16 protein-coding genes and 1 tRNA gene are annotated in these 18,621 nt (G+C 72.0%); 2 read left to right on the top strand and 15 right to left on the bottom strand.

The genetic code is table 11. The features are described 5' to 3' along the window. Positions 1-83: 83 nt before the first annotated feature. Entirely contained in the window at positions 84-689 is a 606-nt protein-coding gene (locus EDF38_RS07415) for an ANTAR domain-containing response regulator (RefSeq protein WP_148061463.1), read from the bottom strand. 39 nt (positions 690-728) lie between these two features. Between EDF38_RS07415 and EDF38_RS07410 the strand changes: the two genes are divergently transcribed. Both EDF38_RS07410 and EDF38_RS07405 read left to right on the top strand, forming a co-directional pair. Next, positions 729-811: transfer RNA gene (locus tag EDF38_RS07410), tRNA-Leu, on the top strand. 369 nt (positions 812-1,180) lie between these two features. Continuing rightward, positions 1,181-1,384 carry a cold-shock protein gene (locus EDF38_RS07405; RefSeq protein WP_056054766.1) on the top strand — a complete coding sequence of 68 codons (204 nt, stop codon included), beginning with the start codon at positions 1,181-1,183 and terminating at the stop codon, positions 1,382-1,384. A gap of 203 nt (positions 1,385-1,587) precedes the next feature. On the opposite strand, the gene EDF38_RS07400 is transcribed toward EDF38_RS07405, so the two are convergent. From EDF38_RS07400 to hisG, 14 genes are all read right to left on the bottom strand, one after another. Continuing rightward, positions 1,588-2,229, bottom strand: coding sequence for a hypothetical protein (locus EDF38_RS07400; protein ID WP_123354647.1), 642 nt, complete (start codon positions 2,227-2,229; stop codon positions 1,588-1,590). Between the two features lie 112 nt (positions 2,230-2,341). Further along, positions 2,342-3,790, bottom strand: coding sequence for a pyruvate kinase (gene pyk, locus EDF38_RS07395; RefSeq protein WP_123354646.1), 1,449 nt, complete (start codon positions 3,788-3,790; stop codon positions 2,342-2,344). A 73-nt stretch (positions 3,791-3,863) separates the two neighbouring features. Beyond that, entirely contained in the window at positions 3,864-5,321 is a 1,458-nt protein-coding gene (locus EDF38_RS07390) for a glutamate synthase subunit beta (protein ID WP_123354645.1), read from the bottom strand. Beyond that, positions 5,314-9,894 carry a glutamate synthase large subunit gene (gltB, locus tag EDF38_RS07385; protein WP_123354644.1) on the bottom strand — a complete coding sequence of 1,527 codons (4,581 nt, stop codon included), beginning with the start codon at positions 9,892-9,894 and terminating at the stop codon, positions 5,314-5,316. The genes EDF38_RS07390 and gltB overlap by 8 nt, the downstream gene beginning before the upstream one ends. Before the next feature lie 266 nt (positions 9,895-10,160). Beyond that, the gene (gene lgt / locus EDF38_RS07380) at positions 10,161-11,159 is read right to left on the bottom strand and encodes a prolipoprotein diacylglyceryl transferase (RefSeq protein WP_370275599.1); all 999 of its coding nucleotides are present in this window, start codon (positions 11,157-11,159) and stop codon (positions 10,161-10,163) included. 87 nt (positions 11,160-11,246) lie between these two features. Further along, positions 11,247-12,065, bottom strand: coding sequence for a tryptophan synthase subunit alpha (trpA, locus tag EDF38_RS07375; protein WP_123354643.1), 819 nt, complete (start codon positions 12,063-12,065; stop codon positions 11,247-11,249). Then, positions 12,062-13,270 (bottom strand): tryptophan synthase subunit beta, encoded by a 1,209-nt coding sequence (trpB, locus tag EDF38_RS07370; protein WP_123354642.1) that lies wholly within the window; start codon positions 13,268-13,270, stop codon positions 12,062-12,064. Before trpB ends, trpA begins: the two co-directional genes overlap by 4 nt. Beyond that, positions 13,270-14,043: an indole-3-glycerol phosphate synthase TrpC gene (gene trpC, locus EDF38_RS07365; protein ID WP_123354641.1), complete on the bottom strand. Its 774-nt coding sequence runs from the start codon at positions 14,041-14,043 to the stop codon at positions 13,270-13,272. Before trpC ends, trpB begins: the two co-directional genes overlap by 1 nt. Further along, positions 14,044-14,298 (bottom strand): DUF6704 family protein, encoded by a 255-nt coding sequence (locus EDF38_RS07360; RefSeq protein WP_123354640.1) that lies wholly within the window; start codon positions 14,296-14,298, stop codon positions 14,044-14,046. Positions 14,299-14,332: 34 nt separating this feature from the next. Beyond that, positions 14,333-14,950 (bottom strand): Trp biosynthesis-associated membrane protein, encoded by a 618-nt coding sequence (locus EDF38_RS07355; RefSeq protein ID WP_123354639.1) that lies wholly within the window; start codon positions 14,948-14,950, stop codon positions 14,333-14,335. Continuing rightward, positions 14,950-16,473: an anthranilate synthase component I gene (locus EDF38_RS07350; RefSeq protein ID WP_123355091.1), complete on the bottom strand. Its 1,524-nt coding sequence runs from the start codon at positions 16,471-16,473 to the stop codon at positions 14,950-14,952. Before EDF38_RS07350 ends, EDF38_RS07355 begins: the two co-directional genes overlap by 1 nt. Further along, the gene (hisI, locus tag EDF38_RS07345; protein WP_123354638.1) at positions 16,466-16,915 is read right to left on the bottom strand and encodes a phosphoribosyl-AMP cyclohydrolase; all 450 of its coding nucleotides are present in this window, start codon (positions 16,913-16,915) and stop codon (positions 16,466-16,468) included. Before hisI ends, EDF38_RS07350 begins: the two co-directional genes overlap by 8 nt. After that, on the bottom strand, positions 16,912-17,709 hold the full coding sequence (gene hisF / locus EDF38_RS07340; protein ID WP_123354637.1) for an imidazole glycerol phosphate synthase subunit HisF: 798 nt from the start codon (positions 17,707-17,709) through the stop codon (positions 16,912-16,914). The genes hisI and hisF overlap by 4 nt, the downstream gene beginning before the upstream one ends. A 1-nt stretch (position 17,710) precedes the next feature. Further along, positions 17,711-18,550 carry an ATP phosphoribosyltransferase gene (gene hisG / locus EDF38_RS07335; protein WP_123354636.1) on the bottom strand — a complete coding sequence of 280 codons (840 nt, stop codon included), beginning with the start codon at positions 18,548-18,550 and terminating at the stop codon, positions 17,711-17,713. Positions 18,551-18,621 lie beyond the last annotated feature (71 nt).

Here is an 18,621-nt window from a genome sequence, read left to right as displayed (position 1 = left end):
ACGACGGTGCCGACCCTGCCCCGCGACCCGGACGCACGAGGGGCCCGCACCGGACGGTACGGGCCCCTCGTGCAGCGGGTCGGCTACTTCTTGACGCTGAGCTGCTCGATGATCGCCTGGGCGACGTCGTGCATGGTGAGGCGACGGTCCATCGAGGCCTTCTGGATCCAGCGGAAGGCCTCGGGCTCGGTGAGCCCCATCTTCTCGTTGAGCAGCCCCTTGGCGCGGTCGACCAGCTTGCGGGTCTCGAAGCGCTCGACGAGGTCGGCGACCTCTGCCTCGAGCGTGATGATCTGCGTGTAGCGCGAGAGGGCGATCTCGATCGCGGGCAGCAGGTCGTTGGGGGTGAAGGGCTTCACGACGTACGCCAGGGCGCCCGCCTCGCTCGCCCGCTCGACGAGCTCCTTCTGGCTGAAGGCCGTTAGGAGGACGACGGGGGCGATGTGGTTCTTGCTCAGGGTCTCGGCCGCGGAGATGCCGTCGAGCTTGGGCATCTTGACGTCCATGATCACCAGGTCGGGCCGAAGCTCGGTGGCGAGGGCGACGGCGGTCTCGCCGTCACCGGCCTCGCCCACGACCTCGAAGCCGTTGTCACGGAGGATCTCGACGATGTCGAGCCGGATGAGGGACTCATCTTCGGCCACGACGACGCGACGGGGTGCTGCTGAGGTTGCTTCCTGGTCACTCACGCCGATCAGCCTACGGTATTCTGGGGCCGGTCGTCGTGCGCCGGATTGGCGGAATGGCAGACGCGGGGCACTCAAAATGCTCTGTCCGAGAGGGCGTGTGGGTTCGAGTCCCACATCCGGCACGGTTCTCGACCTGGGCGGCGCGATCGCCCCGCCTCACGCGGTGCGGCCCCTCTCCCGTGCTCTCGCGGTGCGGTCCCTTCCCCGTGCTCGGCGGGTCCCTCCCTGTGGCCGGCGGTTGCAGAGCGTGCATCCTCGGCGATCTCGGGCTCATTCTCGCCAGGCGCTTGTGTCGGCCGCCCGGTCGTGCAGTAGGCTGGGGTGACTGGTTGTTGTGTTACGCATTTGTATCTCGCGACGTGCCACGGTCGACGTCCCCACCGGGGGCTGAGGTCGAGGCTGCGGCGTTCTCAGAGGGAGCGGACAAAAAAGCACCGCGACGAGCGATCCCGAAATCGGGATCGACAACTCTGATTGAAGGAACAAGAAAAATGGCAACAGGTACCGTTAAGTGGTTCAACTCCGAAAAGGGCTTCGGCTTCATCACCCCCGACGACGGATCCACTGACGTCTTCGCGCACTTCTCCGCGATCGCCGGCGACGGCTACCGCAACCTGGAGGAGAACCAGAAGGTCGAGTTCGAGACCGCTCAGGGCAACAAGGGCCTCCAGGCCGAGAACATCCGCGTCATCTGACTCGGCGGCGTCCTCGTGACGCCGACAAGGAGCGGGGAGACCCGCACCTGACACGAAGCCCCGGACCACGTGAGTGGTCCGGGGCTTCTTCGTGCCCGGGCGTTCGACGACGATGCCGGCGGCGGGACGGGCGGGGCGCATCGCGCACGTCCCCCTGGGCTCGGACCTCGGAGATCACCGGCGCCGCATCGCCGGTCCGACCGCTACCTGTCCTGGAGACCCAACAGCTGCGCGACGGGCTCGTACGCCGCCGTCGCCGCACGGTACTCCGACTCGAGCCGTGCGATCTCCTCGGACGCCGAGGGCACGTCGTCGCCCGTCCGGCTGGGGTCGCCCGCCGGGCTCTCCCCCGAGGCGAACGCCGCGCGGGCGTCCCGGTACCGGACGACCAGGGTCGACCACAGGGCCAGCTCGTCGCCCGTCGCGTCCGCGGGTGCTGCCCAGGCCACGTCCCACGGCACCTGGACGACGTGCAGCGGCACGGGATGGTGGGCCGACCCGCGCCTCCGGCGGTCCGCCTCCCCCGTGCCGGACGCGTCGTCGTCGAAGAGCTTGCGGGTGCCGAGGGCGAGGACGGCGCCGACGAGCCCGCCCGCCACGAAGAAGGCGACGAGGCTCAGCACGCTCGTGGCGTGCCACACTCCCCCGGCCACCGACGCGAGGAAGAGCCCGCCGGTCACGCCCCCCGTCAGGAGCCAGACGTCGCCGAGGCGGACGCGGCGGCGCCGACCCGCACCGGGCCAGCGCTCGCGCACCTCGTCGCGGCTCAGCCCCGAGTCCGACGGCACGACGTACAGATGCCCGGACGCGGTGAAGCAGCTGGGGTGGTCGGCGCCGACGGGCATGGCAGGACACTACGCGCCTCGGGCTCGGAACGCCCCGGACGCACGACGGCCCGGGCTCGACCGTGGTGGTCGGGCTCGGGCCGTCGTGAGGCGAGTCGCGGGTCGGCGTGCGCTACGACGTGCTGGCGTAGGCGGGGGCCGCCTCGCCGTGCGCGTCGCCGACGCGGTGCACGCGCAGGTCGTTCGTCGACCCGGCGATGCCGGGAGGGGACCCGGCGATGACGATGACCTTCTCGCCGGCCTTCGCGAGGTCGTTGCCCAGGAGGATGTCGTCGACCTGCTCGAACATCGCGTCCGTGTGGGTCACGTTCTCGACGAGGAACGACTGGACGCCCCAGCTCAGCGCCATGCGCCGACGGGTCGCCTCGTTCGGCGAGAACGCGAGGATCGGGATCGAGTGCCGGAGGCGCGACATGCGTCGGACGGAGTCGCCCGACTCGGTGAACACGCAGAGGAACTTCGCCTGGACGAAGTCGGCCACGTCGGCGGCGGCGAGGGTGATGGCGCCGCCCTGCGTCCGGGGCTTGGTGCCGAGCGGGGGGATGCGCTCCAGGCCGTGCTCTTCGGTTGAGGCGACGATCCGGGCCATGGTCTGCACCGTGATGACCGGGTACTCGCCCACGCTGGTCTCGCCCGAGAGCATGACCGCGTCGGCGCCGTCGAGCACGGCGTTGGCGACGTCGGACGTCTCGGCACGGGTCGGGATGGGGCTGGAGATCATCGACTCGAGCATCTGGGTCGCCACGATGACGGGCTTCGCCATGCGGCGGGAGAGCTCGACCGCGTGCTTCTGGACGATCGGGACCGCCTCGAGGGGCAGCTCGACGCCGAGGTCGCCGCGGGCGACCATGATGCCGTCGAAGGCGTCGATGATGGCCTCGAGGTTGTCGACGGCCTGGGGCTTCTCGATCTTGGCGATGACGGGCACGCGGCGCCCGGCCTCGGCCATGATCTCGTGGACGCGGGTGACGTCGTCGGCGTCGCGGACGAACGACAGCGCGATGAGGTCGGCGCCCAGGGCGAGGCCCCAGCGGAGGTCTGTCTCGTCCTTCTCGGAAAGGGCGGGCACGTTGACGGCCACGCCGGGGAGGTTGATGCCCTTGTTGTTCGAGACCGTGCCGGCCACGACGACCTCGGTCGTCACGACGGTGCCGTCGGTCGAGAGGACGCGGAGCTTCACGCGACCGTCGTCGATGAGGAGGGGGTCGCCGGGCGCGACGTCGTGGGGCAGGCCCTTGAAGGTCGTGCCGCAGATCTCCTTCGTGCCGAGGATGTCGTCGACCGTGATCTTGAACACGTCGCCGACGGCGAGGTCGTGGGGGCCGTCGGCGAACTTGCCGAGGCGGATCTTGGGGCCCTGGAGGTCGACGAGCACGGCGACGGGGCGACCCGCGTCGTCGGCGGCCTGACGGACGTTCGCGTACACGGCCTCGTGCACGTCGTAGCTGCCGTGGCTGAGGTTCATGCGGGCCACGTCGACGCCGGCGTCGATGATGGCTCGGATGTTCTCGTAGCTCGACGTCGCCGGCCCGAGGGTGGCGACGATCTTTGCGCGTCTCATGTGTTCCTTACTCGTGGGGAGGTGAGGGGACGATGCGGCCCGTCCCCCCACCCTATTCCCGCCGTGGAGCCGGTCAGACCGAAATCGGCCGATCGGTGGGCTTGACCGGGAAGGGCAGCACGGTGGTGCCCTCGAGGTAGGCGTCGACGGCCGAGGCGGTCGCCCGGCCCTCCGCGATGGCCCAGACGATGAGCGACTGGCCGCGGCCGGCGTCGCCCGTCACGAAGACCCCGGGCTCGGTCGTCTGGTACTTCGCGTCGCGCTCGAGGTTGCCCTTCGCGTCGAACGGGAGGCGCAGCTGCGCCTCGAGCTCGTCGCGCTCGGGACCCGTGAAGCCGAGGGCCAGGAGGACGAGGTCGGCGGGCACCTCGCGCTCGGTGCCGCTCTTCGGGACGCGGCGCCCGTCGAGGTACTCGGTCTCGGCGACCCGGACGGCGCGGACCTCGCCGACCTCGTTGCGGAGGAACTCGACGGTGGAGGCCAGGAAGACGCGCTCCCCGCCCTCCTCGTGGGCGCTGGCGACCTCGAAGACCGTCGGTGCCATGGGCCAGGGCTGCGACTCCGGACGCTCGGTCGGGGGCTGCTGCCCGATCGCCAGGTTGATGACGGAGAGCGCGCCCTGGCGGTGGGCCGTGCCGATGCAGTCGGCGCCGGTGTCGCCGCCGCCGAGGACGACGACGTGCTTGCCCTCGGCCGAGATCTGGTCGTCGACCCTGTCGCCGGCGCCGGCCTTGTTCTGCTGCACGAGGTAGTCCATCGCGAAGTGCACGCCCGACAGGTCGCGCCCGGGCACGGGCAGGTCGCGCGGCACGGTGGCGCCCGTGGCGACCACGACGGCGTCGTAGCGTGCGCGGAGGTCGTCCCAGGCGATGTCGCGGCCGATCTCGACGCCGGCACGGAAGCGGGTGCCCTCGGCCGTCATCTGCGCGAGGCGCTGCTCGATCTGCTTCTTCTCCATCTTGAAGTCGGGGATGCCGTACCGGAGCAGGCCGCCGATGCGGTCCTCCCGCTCGTAGACGGCCACCGTGTGGCCGGCCCGGGTGAGCTGCTGAGCGGCGGCGAGGCCGGCGGGGCCGGAGCCCACGACGGCGACCGTCTTGCCGGTGAGGCGCTCCGGCGGGTGCGGCGTGACCCAGCCGTTCTGGAACGCCGCGTCGATGATCGAGACCTCGACCTGCTTGATGGTCACCGGCGGCTGGTTGATGCCGAGCACGCACGACGACTCGCAGGGCGCCGGGCAGAGGCGTCCGGTGAACTCGGGGAAGTTGTTCGTCGCGTGCAGGCGCTCGCTGGCCTGGCGTCCCTCGTCGCGCCAGGTGAGGTCGTTCCACTCGGGGATGAGGTTGCCGAGGGGGCAGCCCTGGTGGCAGAAGGGCACGCCGCAGTCCATGCAGCGGCCCGCCTGTCGCTTGAGCTCGCCGCTCTGCTGCTGCTCGTAGACCTCCTTCCAGTCCATCAGCCGCACCGACACGGGTCGACGCTTCGGGAGCTCGCGCTCCTGCGTCTTCAGGAATCCCTTGGGATCAGCCACCGGTCACCTCCAGGATCCTCTTCCATGCTTCGTCGCCATCGGGGTCGAGACCCTCGTCGACGGCCGTCTGCCGGGTGGCGAGGACGGCGGCGTAGTCGCGGGGCAGCACCTTGACGAACTCGGAGACGGTCGTCTCGAGGTCCGCGAGCAGGCGCTCCGCCACGGGCGAGCCCGTCTCGGCGTGGTGCCGCGTGAGCAGGTCGGACACGATCTCGACGTCGGCGCTGCCGAGCTCGTGGAGCTCGAGCTCGCCCGAGGCCAGTGCCTCGGCGTTGACCCGCTCGGGGCGCAGGCGGTGCACGTAGGCGGTGCCGCCCGACATGCCGGCGCCGAGGTTGCGTCCCGTGTTGCCGATGATGACGGCCAGGCCGCCCGTCATGTACTCGAGCGCGTGGTCGCCCACGCCCTCCACGACGGCGCTGGCGCCCGAGTTGCGGACCAGGAAGCGCTCCCCCACGATGCCGCGGATGAACATGCTGCCCTGGGTCGCGCCGTAGCCGATCACGTTGCCCGCGATGACGTTCTCCTCGGCGGGGAACGTGCTCGACGGGTGCGGCCGCACGACGATGGCGCCGCCCGAGAGGCCCTTGCCGACGTAGTCGTTGCTGTCGCCCACGAGGCGGAGCGTGATGCCCGCCGGCAGGAACGCCCCGAACGACTGCCCGGCCGACCCCGTGAGGGTCACGTCGATGCTGCCCGCCGGCAGGCCGTGCTCGCCGTGACGGACCGTCACCTCGTGGCCGAGCATCGTGCCGACGGCGCGTTCCGTGTTGCGGACGGTGTGCGCCAGCTCGACGCGACCGCCGTTCTCGAGCACGTCGGCGCTCTCGCGGATGAGGCGCACGTCGAAGTGCGACTCGAGGTCGTGCTCCTGCGGGCGCAGGTTGCGGCGCGGCTCGTCGTCGCCGAACGCCGGTCCGACCAGCACGGGAGCCAGGTCGAGCCCGGAGGCCTTCCAGTGGTCGACCGCCCGGTCGACGTCGAGGACGTCGTTGCGACCGATCGCCTCGTCGAGGCTGCGGAAGCCAAGGGAGGCGAGTATCTCGCGCACCTCCTGGGCGAGGAACTCGAAGAAGTTGACGACGAACTCGGGCTTGCCCGAGAAGCGCGCGCGCAGCTCCGGGTTCTGCGTCGCGACGCCCACGGGGCAGGTGTCGAGGTGGCAGACCCGCATCATGATGCAGCCCTCGACGATCAGGGGCGCGGTGGCGAAGCCGAACTCCTCCCCGCCGAGGAGCGCGGCGATGACCACGTCTCGTCCCGTCTTCATCTGGCCGTCGACCTGGACGACGACCCGGTCGCGCATGCCGTTGAGCATGAGCGTCTGCTGGGTCTCGGCGAGGCCGATCTCCCACGGGGTGCCCGCGTGCTTGAGCGAATTGAGCGGGCTGGCGCCCGTCCCGCCGTCGTGGCCGGAGACGAGCACGACGTCGGCGAGTGCCTTGGTCACGCCGGCCGCGACCGCGCCGATGCCCGACTGGCTCACGAGCTTGACGTGCACGCGCGCGGACGGGTTGGCCCGCTTGACGTCGAAGATCAGCTGCTTGAGGTCCTCGATCGAGTAGATGTCGTGGTGCGGCGGGGGCGAGATGAGGCCGACGCCGGGGGTGGCGTGCCGCGTGCGGGCGACCCAGGGGTAGACCTTCGTGGGCGGTAGCTGGCCGCCCTCGCCGGGCTTGGCGCCCTGCGCCATCTTGAGCTGGATGTCGGTGGCGTGGGTCAGGTACATGCTCGTGACGCCGAACCGGCCGCTCGCGACCTGCTTGACGGCGCTGCGACGCTCGGGGTCGAGCAGCCGGTCGACGTCCTCGCCGCCCTCGCCCGTGTTGGACTTGCCGCCCAGTCGGTTCATGGCGATCGCGAGGGTCTCGTGCGCCTCCTTCGAGATCGAGCCGTAGCTCATGGCCCCGGTGGAGAAGCGCTTGACGATCGCCTCGATCGGCTCGACCTCGTCGAGGGGCACCGGCGGACGGACCCCGTGCTTGAAGGTGAAGAGCCCGCGGAGGGTCATGAGGTCCTCGGCCTGGTCGTCGACGAGCTTCGTGTACTCGCGGAAGATGTCGTACCGGCGCGTGCGCGTCGCGTGCTGCAGGCGGAAGACCGTCTCGGGGTTGAACAGGTGGCGGGGACCCTCGCGGCGCCACTGGTACTCGCCGCCGGTCGCGAGGCGCTCGTGCGCGACGACCGAGCCGTCGGTCGGGTACGCGCTCGTGTGCCGGTCGAGGTTCTCGGCCGCCACCACGTCGATGCCGACGCCTCCGAGCATCGTCGAGGTGCCCGTGAAGTACGTGTCGACGAACTCGTGGCTGAGCCCGACGGCCTCGAAGGCCTGGGCGGCCGCGTAGCTCGACACCGTCGAGATGCCCATCTTCGACATGATCTTGAGGACGCCCTTGCCGAGCGCCTTGATCAGGTTGTGGACGGCGTCTTCGGGAGAGATGCCCGTGATCATGCCGGAGCGCACGAGGTTCTCGCAGGTCTCCATGGCGAGGTACGGGTTGATCGCCGAGGCGCCGTAGCCGATCAGCGTGGCCACGTGGTGCACCTCGCGGACGTCGCCCGCCTCGATGATGAGCCCGACCTTCATCCGCTTCTCGGTGCGGATCAGGTGGTGGTGGACGGCCGCGACCATGAGCAGCGACGGCACGGGGGCGAAGTCGCGATTCGAGTCGCGGTCGGAGAGCACGATGAACTCGGCGCCCGCCTCGATGGCGTCGTCGACCTCGTTGCACATCGCCGCGATGCGCTTCTCGAGGGCTCGGGGGCCCTTGTCGGCGCGGTACAGGCCGCGGATCGTGCTCGTCAGGCGCGATCCCGGGCTCGGGTCGATGTGCTGGATCTTGGCCAGCTCGTCGTTGTCGATGACCGGGAAGTCGAGGATTACCTGCCGTGCGTGCTCCGGCGTCGCCGCGAGGAGGTTGCGCTCCGGGCCGAGGCCCAGGGCGAGCGAGGTGACGACCTGCTCGCGGATGGAGTCGAGCGGCGGGTTCGTCACCTGCGCGAACTGTTGGGTGAAGTAGTCGAACAGGAGGCGCGGGCGCTCCGACAGGACCGCGATCGGCGTGTCGCTGCCCATGGCGCCGAGGGGCTCGGCCCCGGTCTTCGCCATCGGGGCGAGGAGGATGCGCACCTCTTCTTCCGTGTAGCCGAAGGTCCGCTGGCGGCGGGTCACGGACGCCGGCGTGTGCACGATGTGCTCGCGCTCGGGGAGGTCGGAGAGGTGGATGCGTCCTTCGGCCAGCCACTCGCCGTACGGCGCGGAGGCGGCGAGGTCGCTCTTGATCTCGTCGTCCTCGATGATGCGGCCCGCGTCGGTGTCGACGAGGAACATCTTGCCGGGACGCAGGCGGCCCTTGCGGACCACCTTCGCGGGGTCAAGGTCGGGCAGCACGCCGATCTCGCTGGCGAGCACGACGAGGCCGTCGTCGGTGACGAGGTAGCGGCCGGGGCGCAGGCCGTTGCGGTCGAGCGTCGCGCCGACGAGGGAGCCGTCGGTGAAGGTGATGGCGGCGGGGCCGTCCCACGCCTCCATGAGCATCGAGTGGTACTCGTAGAAGTCGCGCTGGGCCTGGTCGATGCCCACCTGGTTCTCCCACGCCTCCGGCACCATCATCATGATGGCGTGCGGCAGCGAGCGGCCCGTGAGGCTCAGCAGCTCGACGACCTCGTCGAACGACGCCGAGTCGCTGGCGCCCGGGCTCACGATCGGGAGCAGGGGCTTGAGGTCGCCGATGAGCTCGGACTCGAGCTGCGACTGGCGCGCGCGCATCCAGTTGCGGTTGCCGCGGACGGTGTTGATCTCGCCGTTGTGCGCGATCATGCGGAACGGCTGGGCGAGGGGCCACGACGGGAACGTGTTCGTGGAGTAGCGGGAGTGGACGATCGCGAGCTTCGAGGCGAAGCGCTCGTCGCTGAGGTCGGGGTAGAACGGCTCGAGCTGCAGGGTCGTGACCATGCCCTTGTAGACCATGGTCCGGCTGCCGAGCGACGTGAAGTAGGCGGAGAGCTTGGACTCGGCGCGCTTTCGGAGGCGGTACGCCTGCCGGTCTAGGGCGACGCCCGACAGGAGCTCGCCCGCGGCGTCGCGGTGACGGCTGCGCACGAAGAGCTGCTCGAAGGCCGGCATCGCGGCGCGGGCCAGGGTGCCGAGCTCGTCGGCGCGGACGGGCACCTCGCGCCAGCCCAGCACGTCGAGCTGCTCGAGGTCGGCGATGCGCTCGATGCCGGTCTTCTGCTCGGCGCGTTCTTGCTCGTCGGTGGGGAGGTACGCGATGCCGACGGCGTACTGGCCGGCCGCCGGCAGCTCGAAGTCGACCTCGGCGCGGAGGAAGGCGTCCGGCACCTGGCAGAGGATGCCCGCGCCGTCGCCGGTGCCGGCGTCGGAGCCGATGGCGCCGCGGTGCTCGAGGTTGCGCAGCGCGCCCAGGGCGGCGTCGACGATGTCGTGCCCGGGCGTGCCGCGGAGGGTCGCCACCATGGCGAGGCCACAGGCGTCCTTCTCGTTGCGCGGGTCGTAGAGGCCCTGCGCCACGGGGGTGGTGCTGAACTGCTGGTGTGCTGGCGTGAGAGCCATGGGATCCGTCCTCACGAAGAAGTCCGAAGGCGAGTCGGGACGTCGTCGGCCCGGGTCGGGGGTGGCCGCCGCGGGTGCGGCGAGCGTCTGGCCTCGGCGCCCGGGACGGTGTGTCGTCCGGGGCCGCTGCTCAGCGGAGGTTCCCGTGACCGCTTGTGGCGGTCGTGAGGTGGTGCGGTCGTGCAGGACGCCGTCGCCCGCCGCCGGGGCGGAGGCTCGTGCGGTGTGGTCGCCGGGGGCATCGTCGTCGACGGTGCCCGTCACGTTCAGGGACGCGTCGCGGGCTCGGTCTCGTCGTCCGATGCCCCGACGCTGACCGACTCGGGTTCGTCGTGGTCCGTGTACGTGTCGTGCGAGTGTACCTCAGCGGATCGCTCGGCCGGCGACCGCCCCGGGAGGTACGCGCCGGGGACGGTGCCCGGGTGGCGGCGCGAGGCGAGGTACCAGATGACGAGGCCGAGGACGATCGCCGCGAACGACGCCCAGACGTTGGTGCGGATGCCGAGGAACAGCAGGCTGGGGTCGGTGCGGATGGACTCGAAGACGCTGCGGCCGATGCCGTACCAGACGAGGTAGAAGGCGAGGGCCTTGCCCCACTGGAGCCGGGCCGAGCGCTCGGCGAGCATGAGGACGCCGACGCCGGCGAGCATCCAGACGATCTCGTAGAGGAAGGTGGGGTGGAACAGCGTGCCCTCGGGGAGCCCCGTCGGGTAGGCCGGGTTCGAGGTCTCGATCTCGAGGCCCCAGGGCAGGTCGGTCGGCAGTCCGAACAGCTCGTGGTTGAACCAGTTGCCGAGACGGCCGAACGCCTGTGCGACGAGGAGGCCCGGTGCCAGGGCGTCGGCGAAGACCGAGAACCGCAGGCCGGTGTAGCGGCAGCCGAGCCACACGCCGACCGCGCCGAAGAGCAGGGCGCCGTAGATGGCGAGGCCGCCCTCCCAGATAGCGACGACGTGCCACAGCTCTTGACCCGCGAAGTAGTCGCCGGGGTGCGTGACGACGTGGAAGAAGCGCCCGCCGACGATGCCGAGCGGCACGCAGAAGAGCATGACGTCGATGACGACGCCGCTCTCGGCGCCGCGGGCCGTGAGTCGCCTGTTCGTGATGACGGCCGCCGCGACGATGCCGACGAGGATGCAGATGGCGTACGCGTGGATGCGGAGCGAACCGGGCAGCGAGGCGCCGAAGGTCGAGTTGATCCAGTTCGTCAGGTCGAAGAACTGCCAGTCGACCGACGGGCTCGGGATGCTCAGGAGAACGGACACGGGCGGGGACGCCTTTCAGGGGGAACGGGAGGCACCGGCGGACCGGCGCGGGACGACTCTAGCGCGAGGCGGCGAGGGGGCCGGACGTCACGCGCGGACGTCGGCGCCGGACGACAGGTCGGCGGCGACCTCGGCGAGCCTCACGAGCCCGCCTTCGCCGAGCGCGCGGACGAAGGCCGAGCCGATGATGGCGCCGTCGGCGTACTCGAGCACCTCGCGCACCTGCTGCGCGGTGGAGATGCCCAGACCGACGCAGGCGTTCTCGACGCCCGCCGCCCGCAGCCGGTCGACGAGCGTGTGCGCCGCCGAGTCGACGTCGGTACGGGCACCGGTGATGCCCATCGTCGAGACGGTGTACACGAAGCCGCGGCTGCGCTCGACGGACTGCCGGAGGCGCGCGTCGCTGGACGAGGGAGCCGCCAGGAAGACGCGGTCGAGGTCGGCGGCCTCGGAGGCGGCGAGCCAGGCGCCGGCCTCGTCGGGGATGAGGTCGGGCGTGATCAGCCCGGCTCCCCCGGCGGCCGCGAGGTCGTCGGCGAAGCGCTGGACCCCGTACTGCTCGACCGGGTTCCAGTACGTCATCACGACGACCGGCACCGTCGTGCGCGAGGTGATCTCGCGGACGGCGGTGAAGACGTCGCGCACGCGGAAGCCCTCGGCCAGCGCGCGCTGCGTGGCGGCCTGGATCACCGGACCGTCCATGACGGGGTCGGAGTAGGGCACGCCGAGCTCGATGACGTCGACGCCGTTCTCGGCGAGGGTCACGGCGGCGTCGATGCTGGTCTGCAGGTCGGGGAAGCCGACGGGCAGGTAGCCGATGACGGCGCCGCTGCCGGCGTCGCGGCGGGCGCGGATCGCCGCGGCGACCTTGCTGCCGGTCTCGGCGGCGGGGGCGGTGTCGGTCACAGCTGCTGCGCCTCCTCGTCGAGGACGCCGAAGTACCGGCTCGCCGTCGCCACGTCCTTGTCGCCGCGCCCGCTGAGGGACACGAGGATGGTCGAGTCGGGGCGACGCTGGCCCAGCTTGATCGCCCCGGCCAGCGCGTGCGCCGACTCGATCGCGGGGAGGATGCCCTCGGTCTGGGTCAGCAGCTTGAAGGCGGCCATCGCCTCGGCGTCGGTGATGGGTTCGTACTTCGCCCGGCCCGACTCGGCGAGCCAGGCGTGCTCGGGTCCGACGCTGGGGTAGTCGAGGCCCGCCGAGATGGAGTGGCTCTCGAGGGTCTGGCCGTCCTCGTCTTGCATCAGGTACGACTTGGTGCCCTGCAGGTTGCCGATGCGGCCGAGGGTGATCGACGCGGCGTGCCGCCCGGTCTCGACGCCGTCGCCGCCGGCCTCGAAGCCGTACAGCTCGACGGACGGGTCGTCGAGGAACGCGTGGAAGATGCCCATGGCGTTCGAGCCGCCGCCCACGCAGGCCGCGACGGCGTCGGGCAGGGCGCCGGTGAGTTCGAGGACCTGCCGGCGGGCCTCCTCGCCGATGATCTTGTGGAAGTCGCGCACCATCGCCGGGAACGGGTGGGGGCCGGCGACCGTGCCGAGCACGTAGTGCGTCGTGTCGACGCTGGCGACCCAGTCGCGCATGGCGTCGTTGATGGCGTCCTTCAGCGTGCGCGACCCGGTCGTGACCGAGACGACGTCGGCGCCGAGGAGGCGCATCCGCGCGACGTTGAGCGCCTGGCGCTCGGTGTCGACCTGGCCCATGTAGACGACGCACTCCATGCCGAAGAGCGCGGCGGCGGTGGCGGTCGCGACGCCGTGCTGCCCGGCACCGGTCTCGGCGATGAGGCGCGTCTTGCCGAGCTTGCGGGCGAGGAGAGCCTGGCCGAGCACGTTGTTGATCTTGTGCGAGCCCGTGTGGTTCAGGTCTTCGCGCTTGAGGATGATGCGCGCGCCGCCCGCGTGCTGGGCGAAACGCGGGACCTCGGTGATGATCGAGGGACGACCCGTGTAGGTCGCGTGCAGCGCCGCCAGCTCGGCCTGGAACTCGGGGTCGGTCGCCGCCGCCGTGTAGGCGGCGTCGAGCTCGTCGAGGGCCGCCACCAGCGACTCGGGGACGAAGCGGCCGCCGAAGGACCCGAAGTAGGGCCCCGTCTCGTCGCGCAGTGCCATCAGACCTCCAGGAAGCTCGTGAGTGCGGACACGGGGTCGCCGTGCGTGACGAGGGCCTCGCCCACGAGCACGACGTCGGCACCGGACCGGCGGTAGTGGGCCACGTCGGCCGGGGACGCCACGGCGCTCTCGGCCACGCGGGTGACGCCCGCCGGGATGCCGTCGGCGAGGCGGGAGAAGAGGTCGCGGTCGAGCTCGAAGGTGCTGAGGTCGCGTGCGTTGACGCCGAGCACCTCGGCACCCGCGTCGAGGCCGCGGACGACCTCGTCGGCCGAGTGGGTCTCGACGAGGGCCGTCATGCCGAGGGCGCGGACGAGATCGTGGAGCTCGACGAGGCGGGCCTGCTCGAGCCCCGCGACGATGAGCAGCACGAGGTCGGCGCCGGCGGCGCGGGCCTCGAAGACCTGGTAGGGGTCGCTGATGAAGTCCTTGCGGAGGACCGGCACGTCGACGGCCGCGCGCACGGCCTCGAGGTCGGCGAGCGAGCCCTTGAACCGGCGGCCCTCCGTCAGGACGCTGATCGCGCTGGCGCCGCCCGCGGCGTAGGACGCGGCGAGGGAGGCGGGGTCGGCGATGGCGGACAGGTCGCCTCGTGAGGGGCTCGCCCGCTTCACCTCGGCGATGACCTTCACCCGGTCGGCAGGAGCGAGGGCCGCACGGGCGTCGAGGGCGGGGGCCCGGTCGAGGGCCGCGGCCTCGACCGCGGCGAACGGGAGCAGCTCGCGGCGCGCCTCGGCATCGGCGACGGCGCCCGCGTACAGGTCGCCGAGCACCTAGTTGTGCGCCTTCGGCACGTAGCGGTGGCCGCCCACGCCGTAGCCGGCGCGCTTGAGGACGAGGCCCACGACGAGGCCGACGAGCACGAGGCCCGCGGCGGCGTAGACGATCCACGCGATCGCGAAGAAGAAGGCCACGGTGCCGACGGCGAAGGCGACCAGCATGATGACCACGGCCGCCCAGGCGGCGGGAGAGTTGCCGTGACCGAGGTCGTCGGCGGTCTCGGTGCTGGCGTTCGTCTGCGTGCTCACGGTGCTCCTTGGATCAAGACGGGACCCGTGGAGTCTACCGGGTCGGCCCGCGGTCGACCGGACCCTCGTCGGTGGGGTCGTCGCCCCCGGAGAGGCTGTCCCAGGCGGCGGCGGGGTCGGAGCGCGGGTCGGCCGGCTCGAGCCGGACCGCCGAGTACTTGCGGCCCGAGGACGGCCAGGCACCGGCGAGGGCGACGACGGCGACGCCCAGCAGGGCGGCCAGGACGCCGACCACGAGGGCGACCCAGGGCCACGGGGTGGCGGCCGACGAGTCGACGAGGGCCTGCAGCGACTCGGCGCCGTCGACGCCCGTGGCGTCGGTCACCGCGCTGCCCGCGGCGCGCACGGGATCGCCGAGCGCGGTGCCGGCCGTGAGGGCGACGCTCGCGCCGAGCAGGGCCTGCAGGGCCCCGAGCACGACGCGGAAGACGCGGCCGGCGATCGTCAGGGCGCCCATCGCCGCGAGGCTCGCGAGCGAGAGCGCGGAGAGCGGGGCCGCGGCGACGTCCCCGGCCGCCGTGATCGGCAGGGTGCCGCCCTGGGGCGACTCGACGACCAGCCGGAACCAGGGCTGGGTCCAGGCGAGGAGGACGGCGCCGGCCAGCACGATCCCGGCGAGGATCGAGACCAGCTTGAGCCGCCGGGCCGACATCACTGCAGCCTCGTCATGGCGTTCGCCACGGCGACGGCGCGGAGGGGGGCCGCGGCCTTGTTGCGCGCCTCCTCGTTCTCGGCGGCGGGGTCGCTGTCGGCGACCAGGCCGGCCCCGGCCTGGACCCGCGCGACGCCGCCCTGGAGCAGCACCGTGCGGATGGCGATCGCGACGTCGGCCGAGCCGGCGAAGTCGAAGTAGCCGACGACCCCGCCGTAGACGCCGCGCTGGGCCGGCTCGAGCTCGTCGATGATCTCGAGCGCCCGCGGCTTCGGCGCACCCGAGAGCGTGCCGGCCGGGAAGGTCGCGCGGAAGGCGTCGATGGCGTCGCGGCCGGGGGCCAGGTCGCCCTCGACGCTCGAGACGAGGTGCATGATGTGGCTGAAGCGCTCGACCTGCATGAACTCGGTCACCGCCACGGTGCCGGGCGTGCAGACCTTGAGCAGGTCGTTGCGGGCGAGGTCGACGAGCATGAGGTGCTCGGCGCGTTCCTTCTCGTCGCTCGACAGCTGGTCGGCGAGGATGGCGTCCTCCTCCGGGGTCGCCCCGCGGGGCTTCGAGCCGGCGATGGGATGGGTGAAGGCACGTCGGCCGTCGACCTTCACGAGGGCCTCGGGCGACGAGCCGACGATCTGGTACGGCTCTCCGTCGACGTCGGCGAGGCTCACGAGGTACATGTACGGGCTGGGGTTCAGCGTCCGCAGGACTCGGTAGACGTCGAGCGCGTCGGCGGTGACCTCGTGGTCGAAGCGCTGCGAGACGACGACCTGGAAGACGTCGCCGTCGCGGATGAACTGCTTCGAGCGCTCGATCGCGGCCCCGTACTCGGCGTCGGACGTGCGCCGCACGGGCGTCGGGGGGACGGCGAGGTCGACGTCGGAGAGGAACGTCTCGCTCGGCGCGGCCAGGGCCGACTGCAGGCGGTCGAGGCGCTGCTGCGCGTCGTCCCAGAGTTCGTCGGCGTCGGCGTCGCCGTCCGTCAGCACGGTCGCGATCAGCATGACGGCGCCGGTGCGGTGGTCGAGGGCCACCAGCTCGGAGACGAAGCTCAGGGCCTGCGACGGCACGGTGAACTCGGCCGGCGGCGCGTCGGGCAGGTCTTCGAGCTCGCGGACGGCCTCCCAGCCGATGAAGCCGACGAGCCCGCCCGTGAGGGGCGGGAGACCCTCGATGCGCGGCGTCGCCCAGCGGGAGTGGAGCGCGGAGAGCACCTCGAGCGGACGGCCGGTGGCCCCGCCGAGGGCACGCTCGGCCGACAGGCCGTGGTCGATCCACCGGACGTCGCCGCCCTCGGTCGTGAGGACGCCGAACGACGAGACCCCGACGAACGACCACCGCGACCAGATGCCGCCCTGCCCCGCCGACTCGAGCAGGAACGTGCCGGGCCGACCCGCCGCGAGCTTGCGGTAGATGCCGACGGGGGTCTCGCCGTCGGCGAAGAGGTCGCGGACGACGGGGACGACGCGGTGGCCGTCGAGGAGGCCGTCGAACGCGGCGCGCGTGGTGGACGAGCGGTCAGCCACGGGCGCCTCCGTCCGTGGCCGCCGCACCGGGCGAGGTCGCGGTCGTGGCGGGCTCCCCCGCCGGGTCGGACGAGGAGGCGGTGGCCGGGCGGAGCGGCCCCACCTCGAAGCAGCTGTGGAGGCCCGTGTGGCAGGCGGCGCCGATCTGCTCCACCGTGACGAGCAGCACGTCGTCGTCGCAGTCGAGCGCGGCGGCGCGCACGAACTGGGCGTGGCCGGACGTGTCGCCCTTCCGCCAGTACTCCTGCCGGGAGCGCGACCAGAAGGTGACGCGGCCCTCCGTCAGGGTGCGACGGAGCGCCTCCGCGTCCATCCAGCCCATCATGAGGACGTCCTTCGTGCCCTCCTCCTGGACGATCGCGGGAAGGAGGCCGGCGGCGTCGAAGCGGGCGCGGGCGACGACCGGCTCGGCCGTCTCGCGGGTCAGGTGCGGTTCGGTCATGCGGTGCGCTCCCGGGGCTGGCGGACGACGGCGCCGGACGCGGCGAGCTCGCGCTTGACGTCGGCGACGGTGAGCTCGCCGTTGTGGAAGACCGACGCGGCGAGGACGGCATCGGCGCCCGCCTGCACGGCGGGGGCGAAGTGCTCGACCGCACCCGCGCCTCCCGAGGCGATGACGGGCACCCGGCTGTTCTCGCGCATGAGCGCGACCAGCTCGAGGTCGAAGCCCTGCTTCGTGCCGTCGGCGTCGATCGAGTTGACGAGCAGCTCGCCCGCCCCGCGCTCGATGGCCTCGCGAGCCCAGGCGACGGCGTCGAGGTCGGTCTCGGTGCGGCCGCCGTGCGTCGTGACGACGAAGCCCGACGGCGTGCGCGGGGACCGCTTGACGTCGAGGGAGAGGACGACCGCCTGGGCGCCGAATCGGTCGGCGATCTCGCCGACGAGGTCGGGGCGGGCGATCGCGGCGCTGTTGACGCCGATCTTGTCGGCACCGGCGGCCTGCAGCCGGGCGACGTCGTCGGTGCTGCGGACTCCCCCGCCGACGGTCAGCGGGATGAAGACCTGCTCGGCCGTCGCCCGGACGACGTCGTAGGTCGTCGCCCGCCCGTCGACCGTGGCGGTCACGTCGAGGAAGGTGATCTCGTCGGCGCCCTGCTCGTAGTAGGCGCGGGCGAGCTCGACCGGGTCGCCCGCGTCGCGCAGGTCGAGGAAGTTGACCCCCTTGACCACGCGTCCGGCGGCGACGTCGAGGCACGGGACGACGCGGACGGCGAGCGTGCTGTCGGCGGCCGTCACGTCAGAGCCTCGCGGCGTGGATCGGGCTGACGAGGATGGCGCGGGCGCCGAGGTCGTAGAGGGCGTCCATCACCTGGTTGGTGTCGCTGCGCGGCACCATGACCCGGACGGCGGCCCACTCGGGGTCGTGCAGGGGCGAGACCGTCGGCGACTCCATGCCCGGCGCGACGGCGGTCGCGGCGTCGAGCTTCGACAGCGGCAGGTCGTAGTCCATGAGCACGTACTGCCGGGCCACGAGGACGCCCTGGAGGCGCCGGTGCAGCACCGAGAGCCCCTCCGGCTCGGTCTCGGAGGAGATGAGCACGGCGGTCGACTCGAGGATGACCGGGCCGAAGATCTCGAGGCCGGCGGCGCGGAGGGTGGCACCGGTGGAGACGACGTCGGCCACCGCGTCGGCGACGCCGAGCCGGACCGCGCTCTCGACGGCCCCGTCGAGGCCGACGAGCGTGGCGCTCACGCCGTGCTCGTCGAGGAAGGAGCCGACGAGGCCGGCGTAGCTCGTGGCGACGCGGGCGCCCTCGAGGTCGCGCACGTCGGCGAAGCGGCCCGCGGGGCCGGCAAAGCGGAAGGTCGAGCCGCCGAAGTCGAGCGCCGCCACCTCGCGGGCCGGCGAGTGCGAGTCGAGCAGCAGGTCGCGCCCCGTGATGCCGACGTCGAGGGCGCCGGAGCCGACGTAGGTCGCGATGTCGCGCGGGCGGAGGTAGAAGAACTCGACGCCGTTGCGGGGGTCCTCGACGTGGAGCGTGCGGGTGTCGCGACGGCCGGTGTAGCCGGCCTCGCCGAGCATGGCGGAGGCGGTCTCGCTGAGGGAGCCCTTGTTGGGCACTGCGACGCGGAGCATGGTCTGGGTCAGTCCGATCTGGGTCCGCCCGGGGGCGGTGAGCTGTCGTTCGTCGCGCGGGGCCCGCGCGA

Source organism: Frigoribacterium sp. PhB160, from assembly GCF_003751785.1.
Classification (GTDB): domain Bacteria; phylum Actinomycetota; class Actinomycetes; order Actinomycetales; family Microbacteriaceae; genus Frigoribacterium.
This window is presented reverse-complemented; position numbering and strand designations above follow the sequence as displayed.